The sequence below is a fragment of the Nocardia sp. NPDC052112 genome, assembly GCF_040680135.1.
GTDB lineage: Bacteria > Actinomycetota > Actinomycetes > Mycobacteriales > Mycobacteriaceae > Nocardia.
In genome coordinates, this window is sequence record NZ_JBFAWD010000007.1 from 136,181 (window position 1) to 152,994 (window position 16,814).

Sequence of the window (16,814 nt, forward strand, 5' to 3'; positions counted from 1 at the left end):
TGACCTGGGGGCTACCCGCATGCTAAGCATGTGCTCAGCAATGAATGCTGAGCACTTGGTTAGCGCGGCGTCGAGCGGCGGGGATGACGCGAAGTCGTCCCGTGATGTCCGGTGGCCGTGCGGTGCTTCCCCTCGCTAGGAGCCTGCCGTGAGCATGTCCGACGAAATCGATTTCTTCACCGACATGTCGACCGTGGTCGATCCGCACCCCTACTTCGACGCGTTGCGCGCGCAATGTCCGGTATTCCGCGAGCCACACCACGGTGTCGTTGCGGTGACCGGCTACGACGAAGCGGTGGAGGTGTATCGCAACCACCAGGTCTTCTCGAGTTGCGTCGCGCCGACCGGTCCCTTCCCGCCGCTGCCGTTCGAGCCGGCCGGTGACGATATCGGGTCGCTGATCGAACAGCATCGGGAGAAATTCCCCCTGCACGAGCACATGGTGACCTTCGATCAGCCCGAGCACACCGCACACCGCGATCTGCTGAAAAGCCTGTTCACGCCGCGGCGGCTGAAGGAGAACGAGGAATTCATGTGGCGGCAGGCCGATCAGCTGCTCGATGAATTCGACGCCCGCACCGAACTCGAATTCCTGCGCGAATACGCACAGCCGCTCGCCATGCTGGTGATCGCGAATCTGCTCGGCGTACCCGAACGCGACTATCCGGACTTTCGCCAGGCACTTGCCGCGCAGACACCTCCGGGCGCCATCGAAGACGAGGTCCTGGTCGGCAATCCCCTCGAATTTCTCGCCGACCGGTTCACGTCCTACCTCGAGGCGCGCCGACGCAACCCGAGTGGTGATGTGCTGACCGCGTTGGCCACCGCGAAATTCCCGGACGGCACACTGCCCGCCGTCGACGAACTCGTCCATTTGGCTGCCTTCCTGTTCGCCGCCGGTCAGGAGACCACCGCCAAACTGATGACATCGGGTCTGCGCATACTCGCCGAACGGCCGGATCTGCAGCGGATACTGCGCGCGGACAGTTCGACCATTCCGGGATTCGTCGAGGAGTGCCTGCGCATGGAGGCACCGGTGAAATGTGATTTCCGATTGGCTCGCACGACAACGAAACTCGGCGGCGTCGACCTTCCGGCGGGCACCATGGTCATGGTGGCGCCCGGTGCCGCCAACCGGGAACCGAACCGGTTCGAGGATCCGCACGAGTTCCGTTACGACCGGGCGAACGCGCGCGAGCACATCGCGTTCGCGCGCGGCATCCATACCTGCCCCGGTGGCCCACTCGCCCGCATGGAGACGCGCATCAGTTTCGAACGAATCCTGCAACGCTGGCGCGATATCAGGATTTCCGAATCCGCGCACGGTCCGGCCGATGCTCGGCGCTACACATATGAACCGACATACATATTGCGCGGACTCAGTGCGTTGCATGTCGAATTCACTCCGGTCGGATGATCGTGTTTCACACTGGTGCGGAGCAGTGATGAGGCGGAAGGTCGATGCGGCCGCCGATAAGCGAGTCGCCATTGTGACCGGAGCCGGGTCCGGGATCGGTGCTGCGGTGGCCCGCCAATTGGCCGCGGGGCCGCATCGAATGGCATTGTTCGACCGTGATGTCGAGGCGCTCGGCGAGGTCGCCGCGGAATTGCGGTTCATCGATATCGAGGTATCGACCTATGCGGTGGACGTCGCCGACGAGAATTCGGTCGCCGAGGCGATCGGGAACGTGCGGAGCGAGTTGGGGCCGGTGCAGATAATCGTCACCAGCGCGGGTATCCAGGAGCACACTCCGGTCACCGAGATCACGAGAACGCAGTGGGAGCGAATTATCGCGGTCAATCTCACCGGTACCTTCGCGTGTATTCAATCCGTCGTTCCGGATATGATCGCGGCAGGATGGGGGCGGATTGTCACGATTTCGTCGTCCAGCGCCCAATCCGGCGCCGCCAATATGGCGCACTATATTGCGTCCAAGGGCGGTGTGATCGCCTTGACGAAGGCATTGTCTGCGGAGTTGGCGCCGAAAGGGATTACGGTCAACTCGATTCCGCCATCCATTATAGACACACCAATGGCGCGGCAGGCGACGAAAGCGGGCTGGTTTCCCGGTTTGGCAGCCATTTCCGCGGTAACTCCGGTGCGTCGCGCCGGAACCCCCGAAGACGTCGCCGCCGCATGTGAATTCCTGTGCTCCGACCGGGCCGGCTTCATTACCGGGCAACTCATCGGCGTCAATGGCGGCTTGTACATCTGAGCTGGGAGATATATATGAAAATATTTGTCGATCCGCAGAAATGCGAAGGACATGCGCTGTGCGCGGCTATCGCGCCGAAGGTGTTCGAAGTCGGCGCGGACGACCTGTCCAGAGTCATCGATCCGGCACCCGCCGAGAAGTTCTGGCCGGACATCCGTGCGGCGGTGTCTTCCTGTCCCACACTTGCCATTACCGCATCGTATGACGTGGCCGATCGGGAGTAGGAGTCACAATCGCCGTCCGGTAGGCTCGGACAAGTGAGAGTCGGGCACGGGGGCAAAACAAGTGTCGGTGCGTTGTCGACAGATGGACGCCGCAAGGACGAAATTCTCGATACGGCAGCTCGCCTGTTCGCCTCCTCCGGCCTGCGGACCTCGCTCCAGGAAATAGCAGATGCGTGCGGTATCAAACCGCAGAGTCTCTATCATCATTTCGGCTCGAAAGAAGCCATTGTCGTCGAGCTGGTTCAGCGCTATCACGCCGAAATCGATCGCGTGGCGGAGACGGCTCTCGCGGAACTGAAAGGTTCGGGTTCCCGGTTCTCGCCCGACAATATCGTCGAATTGGGTAAGGCGATCGCACAATGCGCCGCCCGAAACAGTGCGGCCCTGCAGTTCACCTTCTACGAGCCGTCGGCCGGTGCCGGACTCGAACTGGTGCGGTTGACCAGCCGCGGTGCGACGGCGATCGAATTCGCGATGCTGGAGACGCTGCGGGCCGGACGTTCGAATGGGTTCATTCGTCCTGGAATCGATCTGGTCACCCTCGCCGATCGCATGTGCCAGACGTTTTTGCACGTAGGTCTGTATTTGTTCCACCGCTATACGGCGGTCGATCGCGTGTCCGACCTGTTCTGCGAGATCCTGCTGCACGGCGCGGCTACGGCAGCACCGGACAACAGCGAATTGGATCGGTCGGACGCGTTGGTCGCGGTCGATCGGGTCATCCGGATGTGGAACGAGACGGAGGAAGCCGACGCGGATAGCAAGCTCGCCTTGATCCGCCAGGTCGCGCGTACCGAATTCGGTCGCCGTGGCTACGAGATCACCACGATCCGCGATATCGCCGCCGCCGCGGGCATGAGCATCGGCACCGTCTATCGGATGGTCGGCTCCAAGGAGGAGCTGCTCGCCTCGATCATGAGCTCGTTTTCCAGGAAAACCGTCGCGGGTTGGGAAGCCGCGCTCGGCTCCGATTCGACCGCCGTCCAGAAACTCGACGCCCTGGCCTGGCTGCACATCAATGTCGTGGACCGGTTCAATGACGAGTTCAAGATCCAATTGACTTGGCTACGTCAATCGCCGCCCGAGGTGAGCAATCCCGGAATGTCGTTTCCGGCGGTGCTTCGGCAGTTGCGGAACCTGCTCGGCACCGGTGCCGAACAGGGGGAGATCCGTCTGGCAAATCCGTCCGCCGAACTGACCGCGCGATGCGTCCTGGAGTTGACCTGGATGCCCGAGGGCATCGTCCGTCGCATAGGTAAGCGCGCCGCGCTCATTCACGCCCGCGATACCGTCCTGCGCGGGGTAGCTGTCCGCTGATCGGCCCGTCGGGCGACAGCGGAACCGATCTCCCGCAGGTACCGGTCGGGTCCGCCACGGAACGCGCTCCAGCTCAGCAGCCGTTCGAGATAGCGGTGGGCATCGTGTTCCCAGGTGAAGCCGATACCGCCGAAGATCTGCATCGCGACCTCACCGACCGTCGCGAGTCGGCCCGCGAAGGCCTTGGTCCGGATCGCCGCCAGATGCCGGTGCTCGTCCGAGGCACAGTCGGCGGCCCACAGTGCGCGGAGCACGCCGCCGCGGGCCAATTCCACGGTTTCGAACATATCGACGCACAGGTGTTGCACCGCCTGGAACGCACCGATCGGGCGGCCGAACTGCCGACGGGTTCCGGCATGGTCGATGCTCAGTTCCAGGATGCGTTGTGCCGCACCGAGTGCGTCGGCGGCCGATGCGATGAGAATGTCGTCGATCACCGCCGCCAGCGCCGTCGGCGATCCGGTGCCGAGGTGCTGAGCGGGCGTGTGCACCAGAGACACCCGAAATTGTCTGCGCGCCCCGTCCACGGTGGGTTGCGACGTGATTTCCACTCCGGCCGAGGGCATTTCGACGGCGAACAAGGATGTGTGTGTGGCCGTCGTGGCGGGGACCAGCAGCACGTTCGCGGCCGCCGCATCGGGTACCGCGTCGAATGTGCCGGTCACTGACGAATGCGTGTCAGCCGTGGCGAAGTTTTGTCCCTGAGGCAGGCACACCGTGGCCGTCACCGATCCGTCGGCAATACCGGTCAGCACATCGGCGGCATGCTCGGTGCCATCGAGTCGGGCCAGGGCGCGGGGCGCGGCGACCGCGGTGGACTGCCAGGGCCCCGGATGCAGTGCGCGGCCCATCTCTTCGAGCACGATCCCGGCTTCCACCATGGTGGCACCGGCGCCACCGTACTCCGGCGGGACGAGCAGACCGGTCGCGCCGAGATCGACGAGGCCTTGCCACACCTGCTGTGTGGTGCCGGTGGGATGGTCGAGCATCGCGCGCACATATTCGGTGATCGGCGCCTTCTCCGAAAGAAAGCGGCGAACCAGATCGCGCAATGCCACTTGTTCTGTGGTGAATTCCAGGTTCATCGGTGCGGCAGTCCCAGGACGCGAGTTGCGGTGATGTTCTTGTTGATCTGTGTGGTGCCGCCCGCGATGGTGAGTGCGCGGGCGGCCAGCCGCAATTTCGCCCACCGGCCGTCGGCGGCGTGCGGACCGAGCACATCGAAACCGAAGGTGGCCAGGTCTTGGCCGAGCTCGCCCCACACCGTCTTGGCCAGGCTGGCCGAACCGATCGCGTCGTGACCGGCCAGCGCGGCCGAAACCGTTCGGCGGCAAAGGTCTTCGAGAAAAGAGATTCGGACCGCCAACTCCCCGAGCCGGTGCAGGGTAGTCGGATCGTCGAGTGGCGCGTTGCCGTCGACGCCGGTCTCGTCGAGGTCGGCGACGAGATCGTCGAGCCGGACCTGCAATTCCGAATACAGTCGGGCGGCATTGGCCCGCTCATGGCCGAGCGTGGTGGTGGCGACTTGCCAGCCCTGGTCCAGCGGACCGAGTAGGGCGGTGTGCGGCACCCGTACCTCATCGAGGAATATCTCGGCGAACTCGGCCTCGCCGGTCAGCGTGGCCAGCGGGCGCACCTGGATGCCTGGCCGGGTCATATCCACGATCAGGCACGAAATGCCTTGGTGTTTGGGGGCTTCGGGATTTGTTCGGACGAATAGCTGGCACCAGTGGGCGCGCTGGGCCAGGGAGGTCCAGATCTTCTGGCCGGTGATCACGAACTCGGCACCTTCGCGCACCGCACGGGTGCGCAATGATGCGAGGTCCGAGCCGGAGTCGGGTTCGGACATGCCCTGGCACCAGATATCGTCCGCGCGGACCATGCGGGGCAGTAGCGTGCGCTGCTGCTCCGGTGTTCCGTAGTGCATGATCGCCGGGCCGATATTGTTCAGCCCGATGATGTTGAGGGGCAACGGAGCCCGAGCACGCACCGTTTCTTCCACATAGACGAGCTGCTCCAGCGGGCCCGCGCCACGACCGCCGTACGCCACCGGCCAGGACACCGCGGCCCACCCGGCGTCGGCCATGGTGCGATTCCAGCCGCGCACGATCTCGAATGCGGCGGGATCGTCGGCGATATGCCGCCCCGCCGCCACGATATCGTCGGTCAAATGCTCGGCCAACCAGGTGCGCAGCTCGTCTCGGAACACCTCGACCCGCGCGGGCAGGGAGAAGTCCATGCGGACCTACCCGAACAGCACCGGCAGTGCGGTGGGGGAGCGGAATACCTGACCGCGGATATGCGGGTCGTCGCCGTCCGGATCCAGGCGCAACTCGGGCAGGCGATCGAGCAACCGATTGAGTGCCACCCGCATTTCCGTGCGCGCCAAGTGAATTCCGAGGCACAGGTGCGCACCCTGGCCGAACGACATATGCGGCCGCGAGGCGCGGACGATATCGAGGCGGTCCGGGTCCGGCCAGCGGGTCTCGTCCCGATTCGCCGCGGCGAGCATGAGCATGACCGTCGACCCTGCCGGAATGGGTACACGCGACAACACCGTGTCGCGGGTGGCCAAGCGCGTGATATTCAGCAGTGGGGTCTCATACCGCAGTACCTCTTCGATCGCCCGCGGTACGAGTGCGCGATTGCTGCGGATCGCATCGAGCTCGGCGGGACGCGACAGCAGTGTCAGCAGCATGTTGCCGGTGGAGCGGTAGGTCGTCTCGACACCGGCGGGCAGTAGCAGGCGCACGAACGAGAAGATCTCCTCGTCGGTCAGGCGCTCGCCGTCCAGTTCGGCTCGGGACAGATCGCTGATCAAATCCTCCCGCGGCGCGCGGCGCCGCTCGTCGAGAATCGTGGCGAGGTATTCCTTGACCTCCTGCGCTGCCGCAACCGCCCGTTCGCGCTGGGTGTGGAAGCTGAGGATGGCGATCGACCAGCGCTGGAACTGCTTGTAATCCGCGCGCGGCAGACCGAGCATGCCCGCGATCACCTGTGTCGGGAACGGGAAGGTGAATTCCTTGACCAGTTCGGCGCGCCCACGGTCGGCGAAGCCGTCGATGAGTTCGTCGGCGATGGGGGCGACGAGTTCGGTTTCCCAGCGCGCCAACGCCTTCTGCCGGAACGCGGTCGATACCAGCCCGCGGTAGCGGCGATGTTCGGGATCGTCCATGCCGAGCATGATGTGCTTGCCCATGATGTCGCCGAGCAGCATGTCGATGATGTGGCCGGAGGAGAATGTCGCTCCGTCGCGCAACACCTCGAGTATGTCGTCGTAGCCGTAGACGAAGAACACCGCCTGATCGTCGGCGTGCGGCATATTCGACGTATCCAGCCGCTGCACCGGATTGGTCTGCCTGGCGCGGGCGAGTTCCGGATAAGGGTCGCGGACGTCCCCCGCGACGGCATCGTCGAACACCTCGAAGTCGCTGTCGTCTCCGGCGCGGCGGTCCTGGTCGGCATTCGCATTGTCGGTCGTGGTCCGAACCGGCGTGTCCACGGCTTCTCCTCGCATCTGACCGAATATTCGTTCCGGGCTAGCGTAGGTGAGCCGAATGGTGTCGTCAACGGTCTCCGATGGTTGATTCGGGCTTACGACCAGGGTAAGTGCGATCTTCGAGAAGGGTTGTAGGGCAAGGTTGATCGATCCGTTGACGACGCCGGGACAGCTACGTAACATTCTGAACGAATTTTAGGTTCGGTCTGAGAATGGCCGTGCGGACGGAGAGTGACGTGGCCTACGAAAGCACCGCCGAGCCGATCAAACTCGGCTATCTGTTCGACTTCCGCCTCCCGGACGGCTACCCGCCCGAGATGCGCGCGGATCTGACCCGCCCGTTCGATCTGGTCTTCGAACAGGGCCGCCGACAGGGGATCATCGATCGCCCCGTCGAGATCGTGTTCCGTGAGGTGGAAGGGTTGCCGAAGGGCACGGTGAAGGCGGTGATCGATGCCTACGGCGAACTCGTCGACGCGGGTTGCCTGGCTGTCTTCGGACCGCACATCACAGACAACGCGGTTCCCACCCGTGAGGAGATCGAACGAAGATTCCGGGTGCCGGCGATCAATGTGTCCGGGAGCGACGACTGGCTCGGCGAGTGGACATTCGCGCTGCCACAGGGCTCGATGACCGATGAGCCGGTGTTCTGGGCGCATCTGCTCGCCACGGGCGGACATACCGAGGTCGGCGCACTCGTCGAACAGTCGCTGGTCGGCGCGAGCTACCTCGAGAACTTTCGCCGCGCATGCCGGGAGCAGGGCATCCGGATCGTGGCCGAGGCGCAGATTCCGCAGACGGCACAGGACATCGGTGCCGCGGTGCGCACGCTACAGGACGCCAAGGCGAGCGCGATTGTGCACTGCGGCTTCGGTTTCGGGGTTGCCATGGTCTCGCCCGCACTGCACGCGCTGGACTGGGACCCGCCCCGCTTCATGGGCACCGCATTCCAGAATGCCTGGATCAATCCACTGTTGTGGCAGGCATTTCTCGGCTGGACCGGAGTGGATCAGTACGACGAGGGAAATGCGGTCGGCCAGCGGTTCCTGGATGACTACGAGACCGCCTACGGACGTCGTCCGCAGTACTGCGTGCCGGTAATGAATCGGGACATCGCGACCGTGCTGCTGCACGCATTCGCCGACGCTCATCCGTTGTCACCGCGCGGGGTGCGGGAGGCCATGGAGCGGGTGAAGATGCTCCCCGCCGCCGCGGGCGCGCCGGGGACCCGGCTCTCCTTCGGGAAGTGGACTCGGCGGGGCTGGATGGGTGCCGGCTATCTCGTTGCCCGCAGATTGGATCCGGACGGACAGAATTCGCATCTCGTCGCCCGGTTCGGTGAGGACTGACGCCATGACGTCGTCGAAATCGGATACACGCGAAACCTCGTTCGGTACACCGGATCCCATCGCAGGCGCGGCACGGAGGTGGCTGTCGGTCGCGGTGGTGGCGGTGATCATCGTCGTCATCGGGCTGATCGCCGCCAACGCCCGCCGCGGTGCCGACGATCCGCGCATCGCTGATCCGGCGGTGAGCGGTGCGCCGCGTCCGGTGCGGCCGTTGTTCGGCTGGGACCATTGGATAACGCTGCACGAGATCGGGACCGTCGTCATGATGGTCGCGCTGATCACGGCGGTTGTGGTCGTGTGGCGGCGCCGTCCGCGTCATCCCGTGCTGCTGATGGTGCTGGTGACGACGGCGATCGTATGGCAGGACCCGATCATGAATTGGGCGCCGTACGCCGTCTACAACCCGCAGCTGTGGCACTGGCCGGTGCATTGGCCGCTGGTATCGCTGTCGCCGACGGTCGAGCCGTTCATCGTCATCGGTTACGCGACTTTCTATCTCGGCCCGTTCTTTCCGGCGATCTGGCTGCTGCGGCGAATTCAGGCCCGTCGGGCGCCCGGCTCTTTCAGCTGGCGGCATCCGCTGATCTGCCTGGCCGCCTTGATCCTTGCCATCGGGTTCGTCTTCGACGCGCTGCTGGAATGCTTTCTGGTCCGGACCCAGTTGTACATCTACTCGCAGGTCATTCCGTTCGGTTCGGTCTTCGCCGGTGAGCCGTACCAGTTTCCGCTGATCTGGGAGTCGGCGCTCGTCACGGTGGTGATGATCCCGGCGGGCGTGCTGCTCTACCGGGACGACACCGGCCGTACCGTCGCCGAGAAGTTGGCGCAGCGGGTGCGATTGTTCCGGGGCAGGCCCGCGCTGGGTGCGTTCGCGGTGATGTTCGTGATCGTGAATGTCGCCTATTTCTGCTACGGCGCGGGTTTCACGATTATTCGCGACACCCGAATTGCCACATCGGTGGCCTGTCCATGGCCGTTCCCGGAGGCGAAAGTGTATGACCCGCAGGGCTTCTACGAGAAGGCCGGACAGCCGGGCCCGTACGCCGCGGGGATCTGGTCGGGCTGGGAGAGCGCGCAATCCGGCCGGCCCGCCGTGACCCCGCCCGCGGATGGCGGACGCTGCGGAGCGGACAATGGCTGAGGTCAGCGGCGAACTCGGCCTGCCGAATTCGTATCGGCGGCGGGACGAGCCGTGGGAATCGGATGATCGCGGACGGCCCTGATCCAGGGCGGCACCCGGACCGATTCGGATTGCTCGCTTCAGCTATTGCCGGCCGGCCGCTAGAAGTGGCCGCGGCACAGGTCGGCGAACTCGCCTGGATCGACGGCAGCCGCGTCCACCTCGATTCGGCTGCCCCGATCCGGGAGCAGATCACGGCTGTCGCCGTGCAGGCATCGTTGCTCGCCGCCGGTAGCCTCGCGCCCGAAGTCGTTCGGCCACTGGCCCGTCGGCCCGCGCTCGCTCGGCGATACCTGGCGATCGAGGGCCATCGGGCCTTGGCTGCCAACAGGCTCGCGCTGCCATGGTCGGTGCAGTCGCTCGTCGACGTTGAACTGGCTGGGCGCGTCGGTTCGGCTGAGGCATCGTTGGCAGTCGCGCGTGGAGCCGACCCGCTGCCTGATCCGCCCCGGAGCTTCGGTGCTATCCATCCCGAATGCTTGACGGTCGCCTCGGAAAGCCCTCCGGTCGGCGCGGCGGCTCTCGGGCAACGTCCGGTCGACGACGAAACCGCTCGCCGCATGCCCGAATCCGAAACCGAGGACGATTCGGCAGCCCCATCGTTGAGCATCGACCTGGTCGGCGGTCGAGGGGCACTATCGAGGCTGTTCGAGCGCATGATCGGATTCGGCCGCACGTCGCACAGCGGCGTCACCGCTGGGGACCGGCCACGGGTTATGCGGGTCGCCGCGGCGCGTCTGCGTGGCACCGGACCGGTGATCGGTACCGCCACATTGCGCGCTGCGGTACCGGGTATGCGATATCGCGGTGTCGCGTACCCGGAATGGGATCACGGCCGTGGGCGCTACCGTCCGAATTGGTGCACAGTGATCGAAACGGATCCGCGCGATCTCGGCACACCGGTGGGCGTCGGCGGCACCGGGCTGTATCGACCGCTGGCACGGCTCGGACTGAGCCTGGAGCACCGCCGCAGACGACCACAAGGTGACGATCTGGACGTGGACGCGGCGGTCGAGGAGCGGGTCGATGCCCTGGCCGGTGCGATGCCCGACGGTGCGGTCTATATCGAAAGTGTGAGGCGCAGACACGATCTCGCGGTCCTGGTGCTGCTCGATGTCTCCGGTTCGACGGCGGAGCCGAGTACCGGCGGCGCGTCGGTGCACGAACTCCAGCGGGCCGCGGCCGCGGCGCTCACCACCGCGCTCGGCGGTCTTGGGAATCGGATCGCGCTGTACGGCTTCTATTCCCAGGGGCGATCCGCTGTCCGCCTGGTGCGGGTGAAGAGTTTCGACGATCGCCTCGACCTTTCGGCGATGCGCCGTCTCGGCGCACTCGTGCCGGGGGCGTATACCCGGCTGGGTGCGGTGATTCGGCACGGCGCAGCACTTTTGGAGACCTCGGGCGGGACGAGTCGCCGGATATTGGTCGTGCTCTCCGACGGATTCGCCTACGACCACGGTTACGAAGGTCCGTATGCGGAGGCCGACGCGCGACGTGCCTTGGCCGAGGCGCGCGCGCACGGCACCGGCTGCCTGTGCCTCAGCGTCGGCGCGGGGACCGAGCTCGCGGCACTTCGCCGGGTCTTCGGAACCGCGGCACATGCGACCGTGCCCCGGCCGGACGATCTGGTGCCGGTAATCGGTCCACTTCTGCGCGACGCACTGCGCGCGGCGGATCTCCGGCAGCGCACTCATCGGCCGCAGGTGAACTCGAGGAGGCCCTCATGACAGTGTCGGTACGTCCCTACTATGTGCCGGTCGGGACCGAGGAACAGGTCTTCGAGGCGGCCTTCCGGCAGGGCCTTTCGGTCATGCTGAAGGGGCCGACCGGTTGTGGGAAGACGAGATTCGTCGAGGCGATGGCACACGCCGTCGGGCGGCCGCTGGTCACCGTCGCCTGCCACGACGATTTGACCACCGCCGATCTGGTCGGCCGGTATCTACTGCATGGCGGCGAAACCCGTTGGGTCGATGGACCGTTGACGCGCGCTGTGCGCGCGGGCGCCATCTGCTACCTCGACGAGGTCGTCGAGGCCAGACAGGACACGACGGTCGTGCTCCATCCGCTCGCCGACCATCGCAGGCAGCTCCCCATCGATCGACTGGGGGTCACACTCGATGCCGCCGAGGGTTTCTGTCTGGTGGTGTCCTACAACCCCGGATACCAGAGTGTGCTGAAGGATCTGAAGGACTCGACGCGCCAGCGCATGGTCGCCATCGAGCTCGGCTTTCCGCCGAGCGAGCTCGAGGAGAAGATCGTCGTCGCCGAAGCGGGTGTCGATGCGCGGACGGCCGCCCGGCTCGTGCAGATCGGTCACGCCGTGCGCCGCGCCGACGGCGTCGGGCTCCGTGAGGTCGCCTCGACCCGAGTGCTGGTCACGGCGGGCCGACTCATTGCCGCGGGGCTGGACCCGCGAACTGCCGCGCTGGCGGCGATTGCCGGTCCGCTCAGCGATGATCCCGCCGTGACGGCCGGACTCGTCGAACTCGTCGACGCCTACCTCGGTAGTTGATCACCGTTCGCAGCCGCGGTTCTTTCGCTGTTCTGTGGCTGAACCGAATATTCGTTCCGTAGGCTGAAGTGTCATACGGTCATCGAAATCCAAACTGTACGAAGGGAATCGAGATGGGACGTGTTGCAGACAAGGTCGCATTCGTCACGGGTGCGGCGCGCGGGCAAGGGCGCAGTCACGCGGTGCGACTGGCCGAGGAGGGCGCCGATATCGTCGCGGTCGATCTGTGTCGCGATATCGAGACGATACGATACGCCTTGGCGCGACCGGAAGATCTGGACGAAACCGCGCGGCTGGTGCAGAAAGCCGGTGGGCGCGTCCTGCCGATCCAGGCCGACGTGCGCGACCCGGAACAGATGCGTCAGGCCGTGCAGCGCGGGATTGCCGAATTCGGCAAGCTCGACATTGTGGTCGCGCAGGCGGGTATCGCCGGAATGCGGGGCGAACCCCAGGATCAGGCGTGGTGCGACGTGATCGCCACCAATTTGATGGGCACGATCAATGCCGTGCAGGCGGCGCTGCCGCATCTGCGGGAGGGCGCATCGGTGATCGCGACCGGCTCCACCGCGGGCTTGATGGACACCAAGAAACTGGACGTCCCGGGCAGCGATCCGGGTGGTATCGCGTACCCGCTGTCCAAACGTCTGCTGTCGCAATACATGCACGAGTTCGCGGCGCAGTTCGCCCCGCGCAAGATCCGTGCCAATGTCATTCACCCCACCAACTGCAATACACCGATGCTGCACAGCGAGCCCATGTATCGAGCGTTCCGTCCGGATCTGGAAAATCCGACGCGGGCGGACGCCGAGTTGGCGTTCCCGGTGCAGCAGGTGATGCCGGTGCCTTATGTGGAGCCCGCGGACATCAGCGAGATGGTGGTATTCCTCGCATCGGACGAATCACGCTACGTGACCGGTATGCAGATGCGGGTGGATGCCGGTGGTTACCTCAGGTGGTACGACTACCACATCTGACGCCCTGCGCCTCGGGGTTACCGACGCACCGCCGGGTCGCCACGCCGACCTCGACGCGGACCCGATCCTGGGGTCGGAATTTGCGCACTGACCAGGCCTTTGTAGTGCGGTAGTGGCTTACCTGCGTACGGCCATAGACCGGCCCGGGGGCCCGGCCGACTCACAGTCTCCGATGTTCCGAAGTGCGGCATCGGGGCTGGATCGTCGGTGGGCCCTGAGAGGATGCCCGGCGAATGTTGTCGAACATGGGAGAAGTGCATGACGGACAAGACTTTACGGGTGATCGGCGAGCTCATGGGTTCGGCGCCGTCGACGGGTTCATTTGCTGCGCGTCGGACGGGCTCGGCGGAGAACCTGGTGATCGAGGTAGATGAGGTGGGGCCGATCCGGTTGCCGGTGACGCCGGCTCAGGCGCGGCGACTGTGCGAGGTCGCGCGGCCTGCGCGGTATGGTCTGCGCGAGCAGACCCTGTTGGACGCGAATGTGCGCGACACATGGGAGGTTCCGCGGGACCGGGTAGCGGTCGACGAGCGGCAGTGGCGCGAGACGTTGCTGCCGATGCTGGACATACTGCGGGCCGAGCTAGGTCTGGCGCCGGACTGCGAGTTGTCGGCGGAGCTGCATTCGATGCTGGTGTATGAGCCGGGACAATTCTTTCAACGCCATCAGGATTCGGAGAAGGCCGACGGCATGATCGGCACGTTGGTGGTGACTCTGCCTTCGGCGTTCACCGGCGGGGAGTTGGTGATCGAGCAGCAGGGGACGAAGGTCACCGACCAGGGTTCGCCGAAGGAGCTGTCCTTCGTCGCGTTCTATGGCGACTGCGAGCATGAGGTGCTGCCGGTCACCGACGGTTTCCGGATCACGCTGACCTACAACCTGGTGGCGAAGGGGCGTACCGGCCCGGACGCCGCCGCTTTCGCCACGCATCCGTCGGTCGCGTTGCTGGCCGAGCAGCTACGCACGCATTTCACCACACCGATGGAATTGCCGGCGGAGTCTTTCCACGACCAGCCGGAGAAACGGCCACCTCATCAACTCGTCTACCTGCTGGATCATCAATATTCCCAGCACGGATTCGGGTGGGATCAGCTCAAGGGCGGCGATGCTGCCCGTGCCGGGATGATGCTCGCGGCGGCCGACATCGCGGGATACAACACGTCGCTGGCGCTCGCGGAGGTCGAGGACTCCTACGACGAGGACTACACCTCGTACATGATGATCCATCGTCAGCGTTGGGAGCGCGTCGAGGACGGGTGGAAAAGCGTCGAAAGCTCTGACGTGGAGTTCGATGAAGACGGGGAAATGGTCGATCCCGTGCCCGATGACCCCGAGAGCTTTCCAGTGCGCTCCAGCCTTCCTTTGGCCCCGGGATCGGAAGATCTCGGCGAGCTGCGCTGGTCGAACATCACATTGACGTGGCTGATCGACCGGTCAGGAGCGGCCGGTGAGCCCGCGGTTCGCGAGGTTTGGGATGAGGAGTTGTGTACGGGCGCATCGAAGTCGACGCTGGAGCCGTTCGCGTCGGAAATCGCGGGTTACATGGGCAATGATGGAAACACCGCCATTTTCTGGTACAAGCGGGCGGCGATCATCGTCCGGCCCCGTTGATAGCACGGTTACCGACTGACCGCCGGGGTCGCCACGCCGACCTCGACACGGACCCGATCCTGATAGAAGCCGATATGGCCGCTCAATATCGCGACCTCGCGATAGGGCTGTTCGTAGGCCCAGGCGATCGGGTCCGGCCCCTGGGCCGGACGCCAGTACCGTGCAGTGCCCTTGAACGGGCAGCGCGAGGTCAGCTCGTCGGGGACGAGCAGGTCGAACCGCACATCGGAGGCGGGCAGATAGAACACGATCCCATGATCTTGTTCCGCGACAAGCAGACTCGCGGTCGACTCGCCGACTACCCGGTCGCCGAAGGTAACCCGGACCAGATTGCGGATGCGCCGGATATCGACACGGTAGTCCGGCCGGTCGAGATAGCCCGATGGCTCCAAGAGGTCTCCTGTGGGTCAGAGCAGGGTGTCGGCGGTCGTGGCACGTGGTTCCAGGCCGCGCACCATCGCATGCACGCTGTAGGAGGCGACCACAGCGCCGTCCTCGGTATACACCTGGCCTTCGCTCTGGGCATGGCCACGCCCGGCGTAGGTCACGCGGGTGGCGTAGAGCAGCCACCGCGTGACGTCCACGTCGTCGTGGAAAGTGATGGTGGCCATCGTGATTCCGGTCGAGATCGACCGATGCGCCATCGCCTCGCCGAAACCGGCGTGTGGGCGCAGCGCGGCGGCCACCGTCCAGTGGGTACTGGACTGGGTCAGCAGCGCGGCATGCAGGTAGTCGTGCTCCGGTGCGTCGCGAAATCGCGTCCAGACGAATAATTCCGGCGGGCCGACCCGATTCGGATCCGGATCGTAGGCATCGTCGACCACCCGCATATCGCGGCCGTCCACCTCCGCCCCCGGGATCGCGAGTGGGCGCAGCCGATGCGGCGGATCGACACGCGGTATCGGGGCCGCCGAGCGAATCAGGTCGGGGGCACCGGAATCGAGCAGCACGATCCCGGCGCAGCGCGGCGCATCGTGCTGGCGGATAGTGACCTGTGCGGTGGTGAAGGTGCGCCCGGATCGCAGCGCATCGACCTCGATGTCGAGCGGAGCCGTATGCGCGGCGGCCCGCGAGAAGATCATCGATGCCGAGGTAACACGTTGGCGTGGTACATGTTTGGCCGCCGCCACCACCGCATCGCCGAGCATTTGTCCGGCCTCGACCACGTCGCGGGCCGTCGGACCGTGGGCGGGGGCCCGATATCGGCCCGCACCGCACGGCTGGACATCAAGCAGGCGCTGTAGTTCCGCCTGGGTCCAGGCGGGTGCGGCGATGCCTGCCCGCGAATCGAATTCGTCACTCAGCATGGGGCTCGCATTCAGTGGCCGTTCCCGAGATAGGGGCTGTTCGGAAGATGGGGGAGGAGTTCGGTTTCGGGCTCGACGCCGAACGAGCGCAATGCCATGGCCACCATGGCATAGGTGCCGACCGTGAATACCAGATCCATCAACTGCTTCTCGTCGAACTCGTCGGCGAGAACGCGCCAGGTGTCCTCGCCGATCGTGCCGTCGGCGAGTAATTCGCCGGTCGCGCACAGTAGCGACCGCTCGCCCGGCGGCCAGTCCGGTGCGTCCGGCCGCTGTGCCAAGCGCGTGATCTCCTCGGGTGATATACCGGCGCGCGCGGCGAGGATCGCGTGCTGTGCCCATTCATAGGCACACTGCCGCAGATGCGCGACGCGCAGGATGACCAACTCGCGTTGCCTGGCCGACAAGGTGTTTTCCGCAAGCAGGTGCCGGTTGAAGCTGAGGAACGGCTTGGTCAGGGCCGGATAGCCCGCCAGTGTGCCGAGCAGATTGGTACCGCTCTGGTGGTTGTCGTTCGGTTCCTCGCCGATGACCGAATTGCGGAAGCTGGCAATGAATGCCGTCATATCCGCCGACCATTCCGCGCGGGGCACCGGTGCGATGCGAGCCATTGTTGTGGAATCCT

General features: G+C 65.2%; 16 protein-coding genes. 10 read left to right on the top strand and 6 right to left on the bottom strand.

From position 1 onward, the window contains the following. The first annotated feature begins 148 nt into the window (after window positions 1-148). The 4 genes from AB0L58_RS15710 (at window position 149) to AB0L58_RS15725 (ending at window position 3,757) form a co-directional block, all read left to right on the top strand. On the top strand, window positions 149-1,417 hold the full coding sequence (locus AB0L58_RS15710) for a cytochrome P450 (protein ID WP_364386982.1): 1,269 nt from the start codon (window positions 149-151) through the stop codon (window positions 1,415-1,417). Between the two features lie 28 nt (window positions 1,418-1,445). Continuing rightward, window positions 1,446-2,216 (top strand): SDR family NAD(P)-dependent oxidoreductase, encoded by a 771-nt coding sequence (locus AB0L58_RS15715; RefSeq protein ID WP_364386984.1) that lies wholly within the window; start codon window positions 1,446-1,448, stop codon window positions 2,214-2,216. Between the two features lie 14 nt (window positions 2,217-2,230). Further along, window positions 2,231-2,440 carry a ferredoxin gene (locus AB0L58_RS15720; protein WP_364386986.1) on the top strand — a complete coding sequence of 70 codons (210 nt, stop codon included), beginning with the start codon at window positions 2,231-2,233 and terminating at the stop codon, window positions 2,438-2,440. Window positions 2,441-2,512: 72 nt separating this feature from the next. After that, the gene (locus AB0L58_RS15725) at window positions 2,513-3,757 is read left to right on the top strand and encodes a TetR/AcrR family transcriptional regulator (RefSeq protein ID WP_364386988.1); all 1,245 of its coding nucleotides are present in this window, start codon (window positions 2,513-2,515) and stop codon (window positions 3,755-3,757) included. Here AB0L58_RS15725 and AB0L58_RS15730 read toward each other — a convergent pair. From AB0L58_RS15730 to AB0L58_RS15740, 3 genes are read right to left on the bottom strand one after another with little or no spacing between them, the layout of a single operon-like run. After that, a complete protein-coding gene (locus AB0L58_RS15730) occupies window positions 3,715-4,842 on the bottom strand; it encodes an acyl-CoA dehydrogenase family protein (protein WP_364386990.1) in 1,128 nt (375 codons plus the stop codon). The two genes, AB0L58_RS15725 and AB0L58_RS15730, sit on opposite strands and share 43 nt — an antisense overlap. Then, window positions 4,839-5,996 carry an acyl-CoA dehydrogenase family protein gene (locus tag AB0L58_RS15735; protein ID WP_364386992.1) on the bottom strand — a complete coding sequence of 386 codons (1,158 nt, stop codon included), beginning with the start codon at window positions 5,994-5,996 and terminating at the stop codon, window positions 4,839-4,841. The genes AB0L58_RS15730 and AB0L58_RS15735 overlap by 4 nt, the downstream gene beginning before the upstream one ends. Window positions 5,997-6,002: 6 nt before the next feature. Next, the gene (locus AB0L58_RS15740) at window positions 6,003-7,178 is read right to left on the bottom strand and encodes a cytochrome P450 (protein ID WP_364387584.1); all 1,176 of its coding nucleotides are present in this window, start codon (window positions 7,176-7,178) and stop codon (window positions 6,003-6,005) included. Window positions 7,179-7,492: 314 nt separating this feature from the next. Between AB0L58_RS15740 and AB0L58_RS15745 the strand changes: the two genes are divergently transcribed. The 6 genes from AB0L58_RS15745 (at window position 7,493) to AB0L58_RS15770 (ending at window position 14,882) form a co-directional block, all read left to right on the top strand. Next, entirely contained in the window at window positions 7,493-8,605 is a 1,113-nt protein-coding gene (locus AB0L58_RS15745) for an ABC transporter substrate-binding protein (RefSeq protein WP_364386994.1), read from the top strand. A 4-nt stretch (window positions 8,606-8,609) separates the two neighbouring features. Further along, the gene (locus AB0L58_RS15750; protein WP_364386996.1) at window positions 8,610-9,746 is read left to right on the top strand and encodes a spirocyclase AveC family protein; all 1,137 of its coding nucleotides are present in this window, start codon (window positions 8,610-8,612) and stop codon (window positions 9,744-9,746) included. 146 nt (window positions 9,747-9,892) lie between these two features. Beyond that, the gene (locus tag AB0L58_RS15755; RefSeq protein ID WP_364386998.1) at window positions 9,893-11,512 is read left to right on the top strand and encodes a VWA domain-containing protein; all 1,620 of its coding nucleotides are present in this window, start codon (window positions 9,893-9,895) and stop codon (window positions 11,510-11,512) included. Beyond that, window positions 11,509-12,297, top strand: a complete 789-nt coding sequence (locus AB0L58_RS15760; RefSeq protein ID WP_364387000.1) for a CbbQ/NirQ/NorQ/GpvN family protein — start codon at window positions 11,509-11,511, stop codon at window positions 12,295-12,297. The genes AB0L58_RS15755 and AB0L58_RS15760 overlap by 4 nt, the downstream gene beginning before the upstream one ends. A 113-nt stretch (window positions 12,298-12,410) precedes the next feature. After that, window positions 12,411-13,271, top strand: coding sequence for a mycofactocin-coupled SDR family oxidoreductase (locus tag AB0L58_RS15765; protein WP_364387002.1), 861 nt, complete (start codon window positions 12,411-12,413; stop codon window positions 13,269-13,271). A gap of 279 nt (window positions 13,272-13,550) precedes the next feature. Next, window positions 13,551-14,882 (top strand): 2OG-Fe(II) oxygenase, encoded by a 1,332-nt coding sequence (locus AB0L58_RS15770; RefSeq protein WP_364387004.1) that lies wholly within the window; start codon window positions 13,551-13,553, stop codon window positions 14,880-14,882. An 8-nt stretch (window positions 14,883-14,890) separates the two neighbouring features. On the opposite strand, the gene AB0L58_RS15775 is transcribed toward AB0L58_RS15770, so the two are convergent. From AB0L58_RS15775 to AB0L58_RS15785, 3 genes are read right to left on the bottom strand one after another with little or no spacing between them, the layout of a single operon-like run. Then, window positions 14,891-15,274 (bottom strand): DUF427 domain-containing protein, encoded by a 384-nt coding sequence (locus tag AB0L58_RS15775; protein WP_364387006.1) that lies wholly within the window; start codon window positions 15,272-15,274, stop codon window positions 14,891-14,893. A gap of 15 nt (window positions 15,275-15,289) precedes the next feature. Beyond that, a complete protein-coding gene (locus tag AB0L58_RS15780) occupies window positions 15,290-16,189 on the bottom strand; it encodes an acyl-CoA thioesterase domain-containing protein (protein ID WP_364387008.1) in 900 nt (299 codons plus the stop codon). Between the two features lie 11 nt (window positions 16,190-16,200). Further along, window positions 16,201-16,800, bottom strand: coding sequence for a carboxymuconolactone decarboxylase family protein (locus AB0L58_RS15785; RefSeq protein ID WP_364387010.1), 600 nt, complete (start codon window positions 16,798-16,800; stop codon window positions 16,201-16,203). Between the last annotated feature and the right edge of the window lie 14 nt (window positions 16,801-16,814).

Excerpts from the sequence above, each read along its gene's own strand:
- AB0L58_RS15785 (WP_364387010.1), bottom strand. The coding sequence starts at position 16,800 with ATGGCTCGCATCGCACCGGTGCCCCGCGCGGAATGGTCGGCGGATATG.
- AB0L58_RS15750 (WP_364386996.1), top strand. The coding sequence starts at position 8,610 with ATGACGTCGTCGAAATCGGATACACGCGAAACCTCGTTCGGTACACCG.
- AB0L58_RS15735 (WP_364386992.1), bottom strand. The coding sequence starts at position 5,996 with ATGGACTTCTCCCTGCCCGCGCGGGTCGAGGTGTTCCGAGACGAGCTG.
- AB0L58_RS15765 (WP_364387002.1), top strand. The coding sequence starts at position 12,411 with ATGGGACGTGTTGCAGACAAGGTCGCATTCGTCACGGGTGCGGCGCGC.
- AB0L58_RS15715 (WP_364386984.1), top strand. The coding sequence starts at position 1,446 with ATGAGGCGGAAGGTCGATGCGGCCGCCGATAAGCGAGTCGCCATTGTG.
- AB0L58_RS15720 (WP_364386986.1), top strand. The coding sequence starts at position 2,231 with ATGAAAATATTTGTCGATCCGCAGAAATGCGAAGGACATGCGCTGTGC.
- AB0L58_RS15730 (WP_364386990.1), bottom strand. The coding sequence starts at position 4,842 with ATGAACCTGGAATTCACCACAGAACAAGTGGCATTGCGCGATCTGGTT.
- AB0L58_RS15760 (WP_364387000.1), top strand. The coding sequence starts at position 11,509 with ATGACAGTGTCGGTACGTCCCTACTATGTGCCGGTCGGGACCGAGGAA.
- AB0L58_RS15780 (WP_364387008.1), bottom strand. The coding sequence starts at position 16,189 with ATGCTGAGTGACGAATTCGATTCGCGGGCAGGCATCGCCGCACCCGCC.